This is a genomic window from Serratia sp. 4542 (genome assembly GCF_016805595.1).
Classification (GTDB): Bacteria; Pseudomonadota; Gammaproteobacteria; order Enterobacterales; family Enterobacteriaceae; genus Serratia; species Serratia nevei.
In genome coordinates this window covers 49,708-63,316 of sequence record NZ_RXKV01000005.1, presented here as the reverse complement: position 1 = coordinate 63,316, position 13,609 = coordinate 49,708, and the positions used below count along the sequence as shown (strand labels likewise).

Here is a 13,609-nt window from a genome sequence, read left to right as displayed (position 1 = left end):
CCGGTGCAAACGCCGCCGGCGAGCCGAATAAGATTATTTGCCCAACAGCTCTCTTTCGATGCGCTCTCTGGTCGCCACCGCCTGGCTCGGCATCTTTTCCGGGTAGCCGAACAGCGAGGTGCAGATGATCGATTCGCCGCCGACCTTGAAGCTGCGGTTGGCAAATTCCATGTCGCGCAGCGTCTGGAACAGGGCGTCGAAATTCACCTCGCCTTCGCCGATGCCGACGTGCTGATGCACCGCGGCGTCAACGCCCGGCGGGTTGACGATATAACGGCAATGCTTGGTGTGATTCATGGTGTCGGCGATCAGCACGTGGGAAAGATCGTCCCCGGCGTACTGCAGCATGCCGGCCACGTCGCCCTGCCCCTTGTCGTAGTAGAAGGTGTGCGGCACGCTGTAGAGGTATTTGACGTGGTCGCTGCGCAGCGACTTCACCAGATCGGCGGTTTCGTTGCTCAGCTCGCAGAAGTCCCACGGGTGCGACTGGATCTCCATACGGATACCCTCGCGCTCGACGATCGGCAGCAGCTCCTCCATCGAGCGATACCACAGCTCCTCGCAGATCTCCGGTTCGTTGGGGTTACCCGCCAGTTCGGTGTTAATCACCTGCACGCCCATTTCCACCGCGATTTCGATCATCCGCCGCCAGTTTTTGACCGCCGCCTGGCGGCGATCTTCCCCTGGCCCGGACCAGCGATACACCACGATAAATGAGGAGATCTCCACGCCGGTCGCTTTCAGGGCGTTTTTATACTCCGCCATGATTTCGCGGCTGGCCTTCGGATGCTTGTAAAACGGGTTGATCTGCGGGTGCGGCGACTGTTCGATGTATTTGTAGCCCCAGTCCGCCACCTGCTGCACCATCTTGGTCACGCCCAAATCCCGTATAACGTCGACATCAAAAGCGATCTTCATGGTCACTCCTCTGCAATCGTAGGTATGGGGGACAGGCCGATTATTTGTTGTAGAACACCGGGCGCGCCGGCAAGGTCACCGGCACAATCTCGCCGCTGAGCTGGGCCGCCACGCAGGCGTCGGCGGTCACCGCGGCGGCGTAGCCGTCCCAGGCGGAAGGCCCGGTCAGCTTGCCCGCAGCCACGTCGTTGATGAAACCCTGCAGCTCGACGTCATAGGCGTCGATAAAGCGATCTTTCCAGTCGGTCAGGATTTCGGTCGACAGGCGGGCGCCGCTGCGCATCTGCACCGAGGACGGCTCCGGCAGTTTGGCGATGCCGGTTTCCCCCACCACTTCGCACTGAATGTCGTAGCCGTACTGGCAGTTGACGAAGATTTCGACGTCGATGCGCGTACCCTTGGCGGTTTCAAACAGCACAATCTGCGGATCTTTCAGGTGCGGGAACGCCTTCGGGCTCTTACGCGGAAACACCACCTGCACCGACACGTAGTCATCATCGAGCAGCCAGCGCAGCACGTCGATTTCGTGGATCAGGGTGTCGGTGATCGCCATATCGGTGGTGTAGGCCTCGCCGACCGTCGGGTTGCGGTGCGCGCAGTGCAGCATCAGCGGTTCGCCGATCTGGCCGCTGGTCAGCACCTGTTTCAACGCGCGATAGCCCTGGTCATAAGGGCGCATAAAGCCGACCTGCACCAGCCGCTTGCCGTGTTTCGCTTCGGCATCGACGATGTTTTTGCAGCCCTGCGCGGTCACCGCCAGCGGCTTCTCGCAGAACACCGGTTTGCCGGCGGCGATGGCCGCCAACACGAACTCTTCGTGGCTCGGCCCCCAGGACGTGACCAGCACCGCCTGCACGTCGGCGGCCTTGATCAGATCGTGGCCGTTGTCATACACCCGCGCATCCAGCTGCAGATCGCTCACCACCTTGGCGGCGTTGTCGCGGTTGATGTCGTTTACCGCCACCACGCGGGCACCCTGCAACACTTTGCTGCAGCGACGGATATGATCGCGGCCGATGGCGCCGGTGCCGATAACCCCAATGTTCAATGTCATTTTCGCTACCCTCGAGATTTATGTATGAAAACGAATCAGTAATCGCGCGCCTTATCGATGTTTTCCTGCAGCTTGCGCGCCACTTCGACGATTTTCTCGCTGTCGGCCACCTGAGCGCCGCCCACGCGCCACCAGCTGAGATACTTGTGCACCATGGTCTTCGGCAGCACCTTGATGTCCAGCAGCGTGGACACGGTTTGCCTGCGGGCGTCGGCCAGCGCGTCGAGCAGCTGCTGCTCGGTGGTGACGCGATAGGTTTTACAGCCGTAAGCCGCCGCCAGCATGGCGAAATCGACCGGCACCAGCTTGCCGTCGAGCTTGCCGCCCTCTGGATTGCGGAAGCGGAATTCGGTGGTGTAGCTGTCCATGCCGTGTTCCATCTGCAGGTTGTTGATGCAGCCGTTGGTCATGTTGTCGAACAGCACCACGTTGATCTTGCAGCCTTCCTGAATCGAGGTGACCAGTTCGGAATGCAGCATCATGAATGCGCCGTCGCCCACCATTGCGTACACCTCGCGCTGCGGCTCGGCCAGCTTGACCCCCAGCGCGGCGTTCACCTCGTACCCCATGCAGGAGTAGCCGTATTCCACGTGGTAGCCGTGCTCGCTGCGGTTGTGCCACACCCGCTGCAGATCGCCCGGCAGGCTGCCGGCGGCGGCGACGATCACGCTGTCCGCCGGCAGCTCGCGGTTCAACACCCCCAGCACGCGGCTCTGGGTCAGCGCGGAATCGGTCTGGGCGATAAATTCGGCGAACACCCGCTCGCGATCGAGGTGATCGTCGATCTCCGGTACAAAACCCGCGCCGCCGTATTCCACCGCGTAAACCCGCTCGGTCTCTTCACGCTGAGCAGCGCGCGCCGCGGCGATGGCGTCGCCCCAGCCGGCGCGGTAGTCAGCCTGCGCCAGCAGCGCGCCCAATGCGTTCAGGGCCTCGCGGGCGTCCGCCAACACCTGCACGCCGTCGAGCTTGCCGGCGTCAAAGGCGCTGACGTTGATATTGAGGAAGTTAACGTCCGGGTGTTGGAACAGCCATTTGGACGAGGTGGTGAAATCGGTGTAACGGGTACCGACGCCGATCACCAGATCGGCCTGCCGGGCCAACGTGTTGGCCGCCAGGCAGCCGGTTTCCCCGATGCCACCGAGGTTGAATTCATGGTCGCTCGGCACCGTGCCTTTGCCGGCCTGGGTTTCGGCAAACGGAATGCCGAAGCGCTCGGCAAATTCGCGCAGCGCCCGCCCGGCCTGCGAGTATTTCACGCCGCCGCCGCACACCAGCAGCGGTTTGCGCTTGGCGGTCAGCAGCGCCAGCGCGTCCGCCAACATGCCGTCGGTCGCCGGGCGACGATCGAGCCGATGCACGCGTTTCTGGAAGAAATAGTCGGGATAGTCGTAGGCTTCACCCTGCACGTCCTGCGGCAGGCACAGCGTCACCGCACCGGTATCCGCCGGATCGGTCAGCACGCGCATCGCGTTGATGCAGGCGCTCATCACCTGCTCCGGCCGCACGATGCGATCCCAGTATTTGCTCACCGCGCGGAACGCGTCGTTGGTGCTGATGCTGAGATCGTAAGGCTGCTCGATTTGCTGCAGCACCGGATCCGGCTGGCGGGAGGCGTAAACGTCGCCCGGCAGCAGCAATAAAGGAATGCGGTTGGCGGTGGCGGTGGCCGCGGCGGTGATCATGTTGGCGGCGCCGGGGCCGACCGATGAGGTGCAGGCGTAGATCTGCCGACGCAGCTTCTGTTTGGCGAAGCCGATCGCCGCGTGGGCCATGCCCTGCTCGTTGCGGCCCTGATGTACCCGCAGCTCACCGCTATCCTGTTCCAGCGCTTGCCCCAGCCCCAGCACGTTGCCGTGGCCGAAAATCGCGAAAATGCCCGCGACGAATTTGGTCTCCACGCCGTCGGCCAGCAGATACTGGTTATCGAGAAATCTGACGAGCGCCTGCGCCATGGTTAGCCTGATCTTGCCCATTTACTCACCCTTTAGATTGAGGGCCGCCCCGGAAAGGGCTCGCGCCGAGCCGACAATCCCGTGTTTGTGTTACGCGGCGGCAGCTATTATCTTGAGCAGGCGATGCCCGCTGCTCACGAAGTCGACAACCTGAAACGTGAAGCGATTATAAACAAATATATTTTTCATAAAATCACATTACAGAAGAAACATTTCATTTTGCGATAAAGATCGCATATTGCATGAAAAGCCCGTTTCATCTCGTGCTTCAACCTTCGCTGACTTCGCGCCGCGCAATGGCGGGTGACCACCGTCAGCACTCAGGATGACAGCCTTTTATCCTGTCCTCGCACTCCTTTTCAGCGCGCGCCTGGCCGCCCTTCCGTGGCCGTTTCACCGCCTTTTCCACCCCCTTGCCGATGTTTTAAATGCATCACATTTTTGGGGTGTAAATTTCATTCCATATTGAAATTGAAATTTTCATTCCCCATACTATCCACATGCTTCCTGCAGGGCGCCACGCTCGGGCCGCCGCCGGAGTTTTGCTTAAACAGAAGGAAACGGGTATGGCTACACAAGAAAAACAGCTTGATGTCATTTGTCTCGGGCGCATCGCCGTCGATTTCTATGCTCAGCAGATCGGCGCGCGGCTGGAAGACGCCGGCACATTCGCCAAGTACCTCGGCGGCTCTTCCGGCAACGTGGCCTACGGCACCGCCATTCAGGGGTTAAAATCCGGCATGCTGGCGCGGGTCGGCGACGAGCACATGGGCCGCTTTCTGCGTGAAGAGCTGCAGCGCGTCGGGGCCGATACCCGCTGCCTCATCACCGACAAGCAACGATTAACCGGCCTGGTGATCCTCGGCATCAAGGATCAGGAAACTTTCCCGCTGATCTTCTACCGCGAAAACTGCGCGGACATGGCGCTGACGCCGGACGACATCGACGAGGCCTACATCGCTTCCTCGCGCGCGCTGGCCATCACCGGCACGCACCTGTCGCACCCGAACACCCGCGCCGCGGTGCTGAAGGCGCTGGAATACGCGCGCCGCCACGGTCTGCGCACCGCCCTGGACATCGATTACCGCCCGGTGCTGTGGGGGCTGACGTCGCTGGGCGACGGCGAAACCCGCTTTGTGGAATCGGACCAGGTCACGCGCGAGCTACAGGAGGTGCTGCACCATTTCGATCTGATCGTCGGCACCGAAGAGGAGTTTCACATCGCCGGCGGCAGCACCGACACGCTGACGGCGCTAAAAAACGTGCGGCGGGCCACGGCGGCCACGCTGGTGTGCAAGCGCGGCGCGCAGGGTTGCTCGGTGTTCGAAGGCGAAATCGCCGACGACTGGGCGCAGGTGAAGCTGCACGCCGGCGTGCGGGTTGAGGTGCTGAACGTACTGGGAGCCGGCGATGCCTTTATGTCCGGCCTGCTGCGCGGCTACCTGAACGATGAGGGCTGGGATCAGGCCTGCCGCTACGCCAACGCCTGCGGCGCATTGGTGGTGTCGCGCCACGGCTGCGCGCCGGCCATGCCGACCAAACGGGAGCTGGACGACTACCTGCTGCGCGAACGGCAGGTTACGCGCCCGGACCGCGACGCACGCCTGAACCACCTGCACCGGGTGACCACCCGCAAGCAGCAATGGCCAGAGCTGTGCGTGTTCGCCTTCGATCACCGCAAGCAGCTGGCGGACATGGCGCGCGAAGCCGGCGTCGGCGAGGAACGCATTCCGCGCCTGAAAACCTTGCTGCTCACCGCGGCGCAACAGGCGGCCGCACAGGCCGGGCTCAACGGCAACAGCGGCATTCTGGCCGACACCACTTACGGGCAGGCGGCGTTGAACGAGATCACCGGCCAGGGATGGTGGATCGGCCGGCCGGTGGAGCTGCCCAGCTCGCGCCCGCTGCGCCTGGAGCACGGCAATATCGGCTCGCAATTGATCGACTGGCCGCAGGAGCACGTGGTGAAGTGCCTGGTGTTTTATCACCCGCACGACGCGGCGGAACTGCGCCACGAGCAGGATGAACTGATCGCCGACGTCTACCGCGGCTGCTGCAAATCCGGCCATGAGCTGCTGCTGGAAGTGATTCTGCCGGACAACAACCCCGACAAGGACGAACGCCATTACCTGGAGATGATTGAACACTTCTACCGGTTGGGCATTCAGCCGGACTGGTGGAAACTGCCGCCGCTGAGCGCAGAGAACTGGCGGCGGGTCGGTGCGCTGATCGACACCTACGATCCCTTCTGCCGCGGCGTGCTGATCCTGGGGCTCGACTCCCCGGAAGCGGTGCTGAAGGCGGGCTTTGCCGCCGCCGCGGATGCGCGCTGGGTGAAGGGTTTCGCCGTCGGCCGCACCATCTTCGGCCAGCCTTCGCGCCGCTGGCTGCAGGATGAAATCGACGACGCGGCCCTGATCGAGCAGGTGAAACAAAAATACCTGACGCTGATCGGTTTCTGGCGCCAGTACCGTCCGCAGGCGAGCGGCGCGCACTGACAGCAAGCGCGAGTTCACGTCCCCTTAAGGCCATTTCGCCGCTTTAAGGGGATTTTTTTGCCCCTTTTCTGTGAAGTCGCGCAATGTGCGATCGAATAAATCGCTTTTTGAGGAAATGAAATTTCCGCTCCGTCTGTTAAAATACCCTGTCAATATTTCAGGCGTCAGGCCAATGCGCCTTCACCCCACTGCGAGCCGAATGGATGAACAACCCAACTCAACTTTCGCTGTTACAGGACGAGATTCGCCACCGTTATGAAACGCTGAGCAAGCGTTTGAAGCAGGTGGCGCGCTATATTTTGGATAACAGTAACAGCATCGCTTTCGATACCGTTGCCTCCATCGCCGCACAGGCCAGCGTCCCCCCGTCTACCCTGATCCGTTTCGCCAACGCCTTCGGCTTCAGCGGCTTCAACGAAATGAAGCAGGTATTCCGTCAGCATCTGATGGAAGAGACGGTGAACTATACCGAACGCGCGCGCCTGTTCCGCCAAACCTCCACCGACGACAACGTCGCGCCGGAGAAACCGGCGGAAATTCTCAACGTATTCACCATGGTCAACGCGCAGGCGCTGCAGCAGCTGGCGATGCAGATCGCCCCCGAGCAGCTGGATCGCGCCGTCGAGTTGCTCAACAACGCCGAAAATATCTACGTGATCGGCCTGCGCCGTTCGTTCAGCGTCGCCTCCTATCTCACCTATGCGCTGCGCCATCTGGAGCGCCGCGCGTTTCTGATCGACGGCCTGGGCGGCATGTTCACCGAACAGCTGAGCATGGTGAAACCGAAGGACGTGGTGATCGCTATCAGCTATTCGCCGTACGCCCGCGAAGCGGTGGAACTGGTGGAACTGGGTGCCAAGCGCGGTGCGCAGCAGATCGCCATCACCGACAGCCAGGTCAGCCCGCTGGCCGCCTTCAGCGACGTCTGTTTCGTGGTGCGCGAAGCGCAGGTGGATGGGTTCCGCTCGCAGGTGGCTTCGATGTGCCTGGCGCAGACGCTGGCGGTCTCGCTGGCGCTGAATAACGCCCGGGACGAGTAAGGCTGGGGTGAACGCGCCCGACAGGCTCGGGCGCGGCGGGATTATTGCAGCAACAAATAGCGGTAGAGCGCGCTTTCCAGATCCTGCTTCATGCTGATGAAAAGCAGAATCTCCACCGTCTGGCCGTCGTAGTCATAGATGACGCGGTATTCGCTATCGGGATCCAATCGCTCGTGCAACCGTACCCCCATGCCCGCCAGCACGGCGTTGAAGCGGTAGCGGGCAGGATCGTCGGCAATTGCCGCAAGAGACGATAACAACAGATTGTCCACGAACACCCCGGCTGCGGCGGCCCCTATCGTTCCGCTCTTGTAAGACTCGATGTCTTTCAGGCTCCATTCCGCCGCCGGCGCGACGGTAAAACGTATTTCCTTGGGCATCCTGCACCTCGGGCCTATTTCCGCGCGTCGCGCAGCCGCTGCAACGTTTCTTCGGGCGACAGACCGCGCTGATTTTTAATCTCTTGCTTCGCCATCATAGTCAGTTTCAGCAACGCGTTGGACTGGCGCTCCAGATTGCGTTCCCGAATTTCGGCCTCTCTCTCAGCCGCCGTTTGCACAAACAGCTCGGCAACACCATTTTTTGTGACGTAAACCCCGCCTTCAAACAGATCGGGCGAACCTAATCCTTCTCGCGCCGCTTTTTGGGACATGGTAGTCGTCATGGTTTTTCCTCCTGCGCATAGGCAATCACGCTGTATCACAGCGGTTCTTTGGATTCACTCAGCCGGGGAGCGATCGTGTGCGGACAGGTTATCATTTGAACAAGATGGAGGGCAAATTTAGGTCAAATTTATACCCTGATAAAAAGAAAGCCCGGCAAGCCGGGCCTCAAGCGCTTATTGCGCGGCGGGATAGGCGTCGCCGTTAATCCAGGCGTGGTCTTTTTCCCAGGTGAATTTCCACTGCCGCACCGGCCCGGCCATCACGTTGAGATAATAGTTGTCGTAGCCTGCCAGGGCCGCCACCGGGTGATAACCGCGCGGCACTTTCACCACGTCGCGATTGTAGACCGGCATGCACTCGTCGAGCGTGCGATCGTCGGTATAGACACGCTGCATGCAGAACCCCTGCTCCGGCTGAATGCGGTGATAATACGTCTCTTCGAGATAGGTTTCGTCCGGCGAGTCTTCCCGATCGTGCTTGTGGCTCGGGTAGGAACTGGTGTTGCCCTCGTCGGTGTAAACCTCCACCACCAGCAGGCTGTCGGCCGGCTCGCTGTCCGGCAGAATGTTGTGCACCAACCGCTGGTTACGCCCCTTGCCGCGCCGCTCCACGCCGATATCCGCCGGCGTGATCAGCCGTGAGGGCAGGTGGCCGCTGCCGGGCGCGCTGCACACCGCCAGTTCCAGATCGGTTTCTGCCCGCACGTCGATGCGATCGTGATGCGGCACATACACCGCGTAAGGCGGCGTGCGCTCGAACGGGCTCATGCGCTTGCCGATATGCGGGTACTCGGCGCGCAGCGTGGCGACGGAGGCGATACCGGCCACCAGCACCAGGCACAGCTCCTTATCGCCGCACTCAAGCTGAAGCGACTGCCCGGCGGCCAGGCGATAAACGTCAAAGCCGACATAGCGCCAACCGGCATTTTCCGGCGTCACGTGCTGGATGCGCCCTTCGGCGTTCGGCGTCTGACATTTGGCAAGCAGTGAAGACATCTCGATTCTCCTGTTAATGATTCGTGCAAAGGCCGCTGCCCCGAAGGAGCAACGGCCTGGCCTGAATATGACAGCGCTTAACCCAGCGTCGGCATGCTGAATTCGGACACCGTCTGCTGCCCGGCCGGCCAGCGCGCGGTGGCGGTCTTCATGCGCGTGTAGAAGCGCACGCCGTCGGTGCCGTGTACGTTCAGCGCGCCGAACACCGAGCGCTTCCAGCCGCCGAAGCTGTGGAACGCCATCGGCACCGGTACCGGCACGTTGACGCCGACCATCCCGGCCTGCACTTCTTGCACGAACTGGCGCGCGTAGTGGCCGCTGCCGGTAAAGATGGCGCTGCCGTTGCCGAACTCGTGGCCGTTCACCGTGTCGATGGCGGTACGGTAGTCCGGCACCCGCACGATGCCCAGCACCGGCCCGAAGATCTCTTCACGGTAGATGCGCATGTTCGGTTTCACATGGTCGAACAGCGTGCCGCCGACGTAGTAGCCTTCAGGATAGCCCGGCACCTGATAATTGCGGCCGTCGGCCACCAGGGTCGCGCCTTCTTCCACGCCCAGATCGATGTAGCCCAGCACCTTCTTCTGGTGGGCGGACGACACCAGCGGCCCCATTTCATTCTCTTCGCCGCCCTGCTGCAAGCCCGGCCCGACGCGCAGCTGCGCGATCAGCGGCTTCAATTTGGCGATCAGTTTGTCGGCGGTATCGTCACCGACCACCACGGCGATCGGCAACGCCATGCAGCGCTCGCCGGCGGAGCCGAACGCGCCGCCCATCAGCGCGTTGACCGTGGCGTCCAGATCGGCGTCCGGCATGACGATCGCCTGGTTCTTCGCCGCGCCGAAGGCCTGCACCCGCTTGCCGTGCGCACTGGCGGTGGTGTAGATATGTTCCGCCACGGTGGAGGAGCCGACGAAGCTCACCGCCTGAATGCGCGGATCGGTGCACAGCTGCGCCGCGTCTTCATTGGCGCAGTGCACCACGTTGAACACGCCGTCCGGCAGGCCGGCTTCTTTCAGCAGCTCCGCCAGGCGCACCGAGGCGGAAGGCACCAGCGCCGGCGGCTTGAGGATGAAGGTGTTGCCGCAGGCCAGCGCGATAGGGAACATCCACATCGGCACCATCGCCGGGAAGTTGAACGGGGTAATGCCCGCCACTACGCCCAGCGGCTGCATCAGCGAGAAGCTGTCGACGCCGCTGCCGACGTCCGGCGAATACTCGCCCTTGATCAGATGCGGGATACCGCAGGCGAATTCGACCACTTCCATGCCGCGCGTCAGTTCGCCCAGCGCATCCGAGTACACTTTGCCGTGCTCGCTGACGATAAGCTCGGCCAGCTCGTCGCGGTGCTGTTCCAGCAGCGCCTTGAAATTGAACATGATGCGCGCGCGGCGCAGCGGCGTGGTGCGCGACCAGTCGGCAAACGCCCGATGGGCCACATCGATGGCCTGTTTGACTTCGGCAGCGGTGCTCTGCGTGACGCGCCGCTCAACCTGCCCGCTGGCCGGGTTGTGCACGTCAACGGTTTGATTACTGCTGCTCAGGCACACCTGCCCGCCAATAAAGTTACCCACGGTTTTCATGTCACGCCCTCTTTTCAAGTCCGCTGTCGCCTGGCCACTCGCCGGCGGCGCGGCGTTAATCATCCCGCTCGCCAAACCCCGTCGGCAAGCCGGCTAAATCCTGACCGGATGCAGCAAACTCTATTTCATTGAAAAAAAAGTTTCAAATAAATTGTTTTGGAAAATTTATTTTTAGTGCGTGAGGTCGCAATTTTGCGGTGTCGATCCGGTTGGCGCTTTCATTGGCGTGCCAGGGAAAGCGCAACGGCGGAGAAGAAATCCGGGGTAATGCACACTGACTTTGCTACAGAAAACCCACACTGTGTCTGCCCTGTCGTCGTTACCGCCAGCCCCGTTCGCCCAAGGTGCCCGAATCGCTCGCGACGGTTTTTTTTGAACTGGATCTAAAAATCAATATTCCATTATTCACTAATTATGAAATAAATGTTCTTGTTTGTTCCAGCATTTATCGACGACATCGCCTTGATGACAGGCACGGTTCACACCCTTCCGCTCGCCCTCTTCCCGACACCCCAACCGTGCGGACGGAAGCCAGGATAAAAATCGGAGCAACACATGTCATATCAGCGTAAGCACAATACCGGCTACATATTGCGAATTTGCGGCATCGCCGCCCTGGGCGGCATTCTGTTCGGCTACGATACCGCCGTGATCTCCGGCGCGATCGAAGCGTTAAAAACCTATTTCAGTCTCAGCCCGGCCGAAACCGGTTGGGCGGTCTCCAACGTGGTGATCGGCTGCGTGGTCGGCGCCTTCGCCGCCGGGCCGCTGGCGGCGCGCTGGGGCCGTAAAAAGGCGCTGATGCTGGCGGCGCTGCTGTTCACCGTGTCCGCCGTGGGCGCGGCCTTGGCCCCGACCTTCACCTGGTTCGTCATCTACCGCATCATCGGCGGGCTGGCGGTCGGCATTGCCGCCACCGTGTCGCCGATGTACATGTCGGAAGTGTCGCCAAAAGACATGCGCGGGCGCGCGCTCAGCATGCAGCAGTTCGCCATCGTCTTCGGTCAGATCGTGATTTTCTACGTCAACTTCAAAATCGCCAGCCTCGCCAGCGAAGCCTGGCTGGTGGAAATGGGCTGGCGCTGGATGTTCGCCTCGGGCGTAATCCCCTGCATTCTGTTCTGCATCCTGGTGTTCGTCATTCCTGAATCCCCGCGCTGGAACGTAATGATGGGGCGCGACGATCAGGCGCTGGCGATGTTGACCAAGGTCTCCAACGCCGCCCACGCGCAGAATCTGCTGAAAGAAATCAAAGACTCGCTGCAGCAGGATCAACAGCAGCAGCACCGGAAGCTGAACTACGGCGATGTGCGGGTACGTTTCATCCTGTTCGTCGGCTGCATGATCGCCATGTTGCAGCAGGTGACCGGCGTCAACGTAATGATGTATTACGCGCCGGTGGTGCTGAAAACCGTGACCGAAAACGCGCAGGAAGCGCTGTTTCAGACCATCTGGATCGGCGTGCTGCAGCTGATCGGTTCGGTCATCGGCGCCATGCTGATGGATCGCATGGGCCGCATTCCCTTGATGCGTTATGGCACGCTGGGCGCCATCGCCGGCCTGCTGCTCACCTCGTACGCGCTCTACACCCAGGCCACCGGCTATTTCGCGCTGTTCGGCATGCTGTTCTTCATGGTGTTTTATGCGCTGTCCTGGGGCGTCGGCGCCTGGGTGCTGGTGTCGGAAATCTTCCCGAACCGCATGCGCGCGCAGGGGATGAGCATCGCCGTCGGCTGCATGTGGGTCGCCAACTTCGCGGTGTCGCAGTCGTTCCCGATGATCAACGACCACCCGTATCTGTTCTCGCATTTCCACGGCGCCTTCCCGATGTGGATCTTCGCCGCCTGCTGCCTGTTCAGCTACTGGTTCATCGGCCGCTACATTCCGGAAACCAAAGGCGTCTCGCTGGAAAAAATGGAGCAGGTGGTGCTGGCCAAACGCCACCGTCACCCCCTGCCCGACGGCAAGCCGCTGCCGCTGGAAAACGGCAAATCCTGATCTCTCAACCCTGACCGCTGGAGTAATGCCTCATGACACTTGCGCTGGACCGCTTCTGCATTAACCGCAAGATCGCGCCGAATCTCGATCTGGACAGTTTTTTCCGCCTGGTGAAACGCTGCGGGCTCAGCAAAGTTGAGCTACGCAACGACATGCCCAGCGGCAAGGTAACTGACGATCTGAGCGACGCGCAGCTCAACGCGCTCGCCGCGCAATACGGCATCGAGATCGTCACGATCAACGCCCTTGGCATGTTCAATCGGGTAGACGACCCGGCGGCGCTGCTGCAGCGCGCCGAAGCGTTGCTGGCGCAGGCGCAGGCCATCCACAGCCGGGCGCTGGTGCTGTGCCCGCACTGCAGCGCTGATGACAAACGCAGCGAGCAGCAAAAACGCGACGACACCCTCGCGGCATTGCGGTTGCTGGCGCCGCTGTTTGCGCGCTATGGCGTGCAGGGGTACGTCGAGCCACTGGGCTTCGGCATCAGTTCGCTGCGATCGTCGCTGCTGACTCAGGCGCTCATCCGCGATTCGGGCGCGCCGTACCGCATCGTGCTCGATACTTTCCACCACTACCTGAGCGATGTGACGCAGGCCGACTTCGATGCGCAAATCCAGGTGGCGCAGATCGGCCTGGTGCATCTGTCCGGCGTGGAAGACGGGCGGGATAAAGGTGCGCTGAGCGACGAAGAGCGCATCATGCTGAGCGAGGGCGATCGGCTGGAGAGCCGCCGCCAGGTGCAGAACCTGGAACGCCTGGGCTACACCGGCGTCTATGCCTTCGAGCCCTTCTCTTCGCAGCTGGACAGCTGGAGCGAGGCGGATATCGAACGGGAAATCCGCCACAGCATTGCCCTGCTGCAAGGGTAAAAAAAACGGCCTCCGCGGAGGCCGTTTTTCATGG

General features: G+C 61.5%; 11 protein-coding genes. 4 read left to right on the top strand and 7 right to left on the bottom strand.

The genetic code is table 11. The features are described 5' to 3' along the window. Window positions 1–33: 33 nt before the first annotated feature. The 3 genes from EKL15_RS06275 to iolD are packed head-to-tail and all read right to left on the bottom strand — an operon-like array spanning window position 34 to window position 3,948. On the bottom strand, window positions 34–918 hold the full coding sequence (locus EKL15_RS06275) for a sugar phosphate isomerase/epimerase family protein (protein ID WP_004930845.1): 885 nt from the start codon (window positions 916–918) through the stop codon (window positions 34–36). Window positions 919–958: 40 nt separating this feature from the next. Then, window positions 959–1,972 carry a Gfo/Idh/MocA family protein gene (locus EKL15_RS06270; protein ID WP_038871433.1) on the bottom strand — a complete coding sequence of 338 codons (1,014 nt, stop codon included), beginning with the start codon at window positions 1,970–1,972 and terminating at the stop codon, window positions 959–961. Between the two features lie 35 nt (window positions 1,973–2,007). Continuing rightward, window positions 2,008–3,948, bottom strand: coding sequence for a 3D-(3,5/4)-trihydroxycyclohexane-1,2-dione acylhydrolase (decyclizing) (gene iolD / locus EKL15_RS06265; RefSeq protein WP_203089134.1), 1,941 nt, complete (start codon window positions 3,946–3,948; stop codon window positions 2,008–2,010). Between the two features lie 545 nt (window positions 3,949–4,493). Here iolD and iolC point away from each other — a divergent pair. Together iolC and EKL15_RS06255 are read left to right on the top strand one after the other, a co-directional pair. Further along, the gene (iolC, locus tag EKL15_RS06260; RefSeq protein WP_100396770.1) at window positions 4,494–6,425 is read left to right on the top strand and encodes a 5-dehydro-2-deoxygluconokinase; all 1,932 of its coding nucleotides are present in this window, start codon (window positions 4,494–4,496) and stop codon (window positions 6,423–6,425) included. Window positions 6,426–6,628: 203 nt separating this feature from the next. Beyond that, complete coding sequence (locus EKL15_RS06255) at window positions 6,629–7,465, top strand: MurR/RpiR family transcriptional regulator (RefSeq protein ID WP_004930856.1); 837 nt, start codon at window positions 6,629–6,631, stop codon at window positions 7,463–7,465. Between the two features lie 41 nt (window positions 7,466–7,506). Here EKL15_RS06255 and EKL15_RS06250 read toward each other — a convergent pair whose 3' ends face one another. From EKL15_RS06250 to EKL15_RS06235, 4 genes are all read right to left on the bottom strand, one after another. Continuing rightward, the gene (locus EKL15_RS06250) at window positions 7,507–7,845 is read right to left on the bottom strand and encodes a type II toxin-antitoxin system RelE/ParE family toxin (protein ID WP_049202849.1); all 339 of its coding nucleotides are present in this window, start codon (window positions 7,843–7,845) and stop codon (window positions 7,507–7,509) included. A 14-nt stretch (window positions 7,846–7,859) separates the two neighbouring features. After that, window positions 7,860–8,129, bottom strand: a complete 270-nt coding sequence (locus EKL15_RS06245; RefSeq protein ID WP_004930864.1) for a hypothetical protein — start codon at window positions 8,127–8,129, stop codon at window positions 7,860–7,862. A gap of 174 nt (window positions 8,130–8,303) precedes the next feature. Continuing rightward, window positions 8,304–9,125 carry a 5-deoxy-glucuronate isomerase gene (iolB, locus tag EKL15_RS06240; protein ID WP_089186549.1) on the bottom strand — a complete coding sequence of 274 codons (822 nt, stop codon included), beginning with the start codon at window positions 9,123–9,125 and terminating at the stop codon, window positions 8,304–8,306. A gap of 77 nt (window positions 9,126–9,202) precedes the next feature. After that, window positions 9,203–10,708 carry a CoA-acylating methylmalonate-semialdehyde dehydrogenase gene (locus tag EKL15_RS06235; protein WP_049202852.1) on the bottom strand — a complete coding sequence of 502 codons (1,506 nt, stop codon included), beginning with the start codon at window positions 10,706–10,708 and terminating at the stop codon, window positions 9,203–9,205. A gap of 555 nt (window positions 10,709–11,263) precedes the next feature. On the opposite strand from EKL15_RS06235, the gene EKL15_RS06230 reads away from it, so the two are divergent. Beyond that, the gene (locus EKL15_RS06230) at window positions 11,264–12,706 is read left to right on the top strand and encodes a sugar porter family MFS transporter (RefSeq protein ID WP_102985400.1); all 1,443 of its coding nucleotides are present in this window, start codon (window positions 11,264–11,266) and stop codon (window positions 12,704–12,706) included. A gap of 32 nt (window positions 12,707–12,738) precedes the next feature. Continuing rightward, complete coding sequence (locus EKL15_RS06225; RefSeq protein WP_060424467.1) at window positions 12,739–13,575, top strand: TIM barrel protein; 837 nt, start codon at window positions 12,739–12,741, stop codon at window positions 13,573–13,575. The last annotated feature ends 34 nt before the right edge of the window (window positions 13,576–13,609 follow it).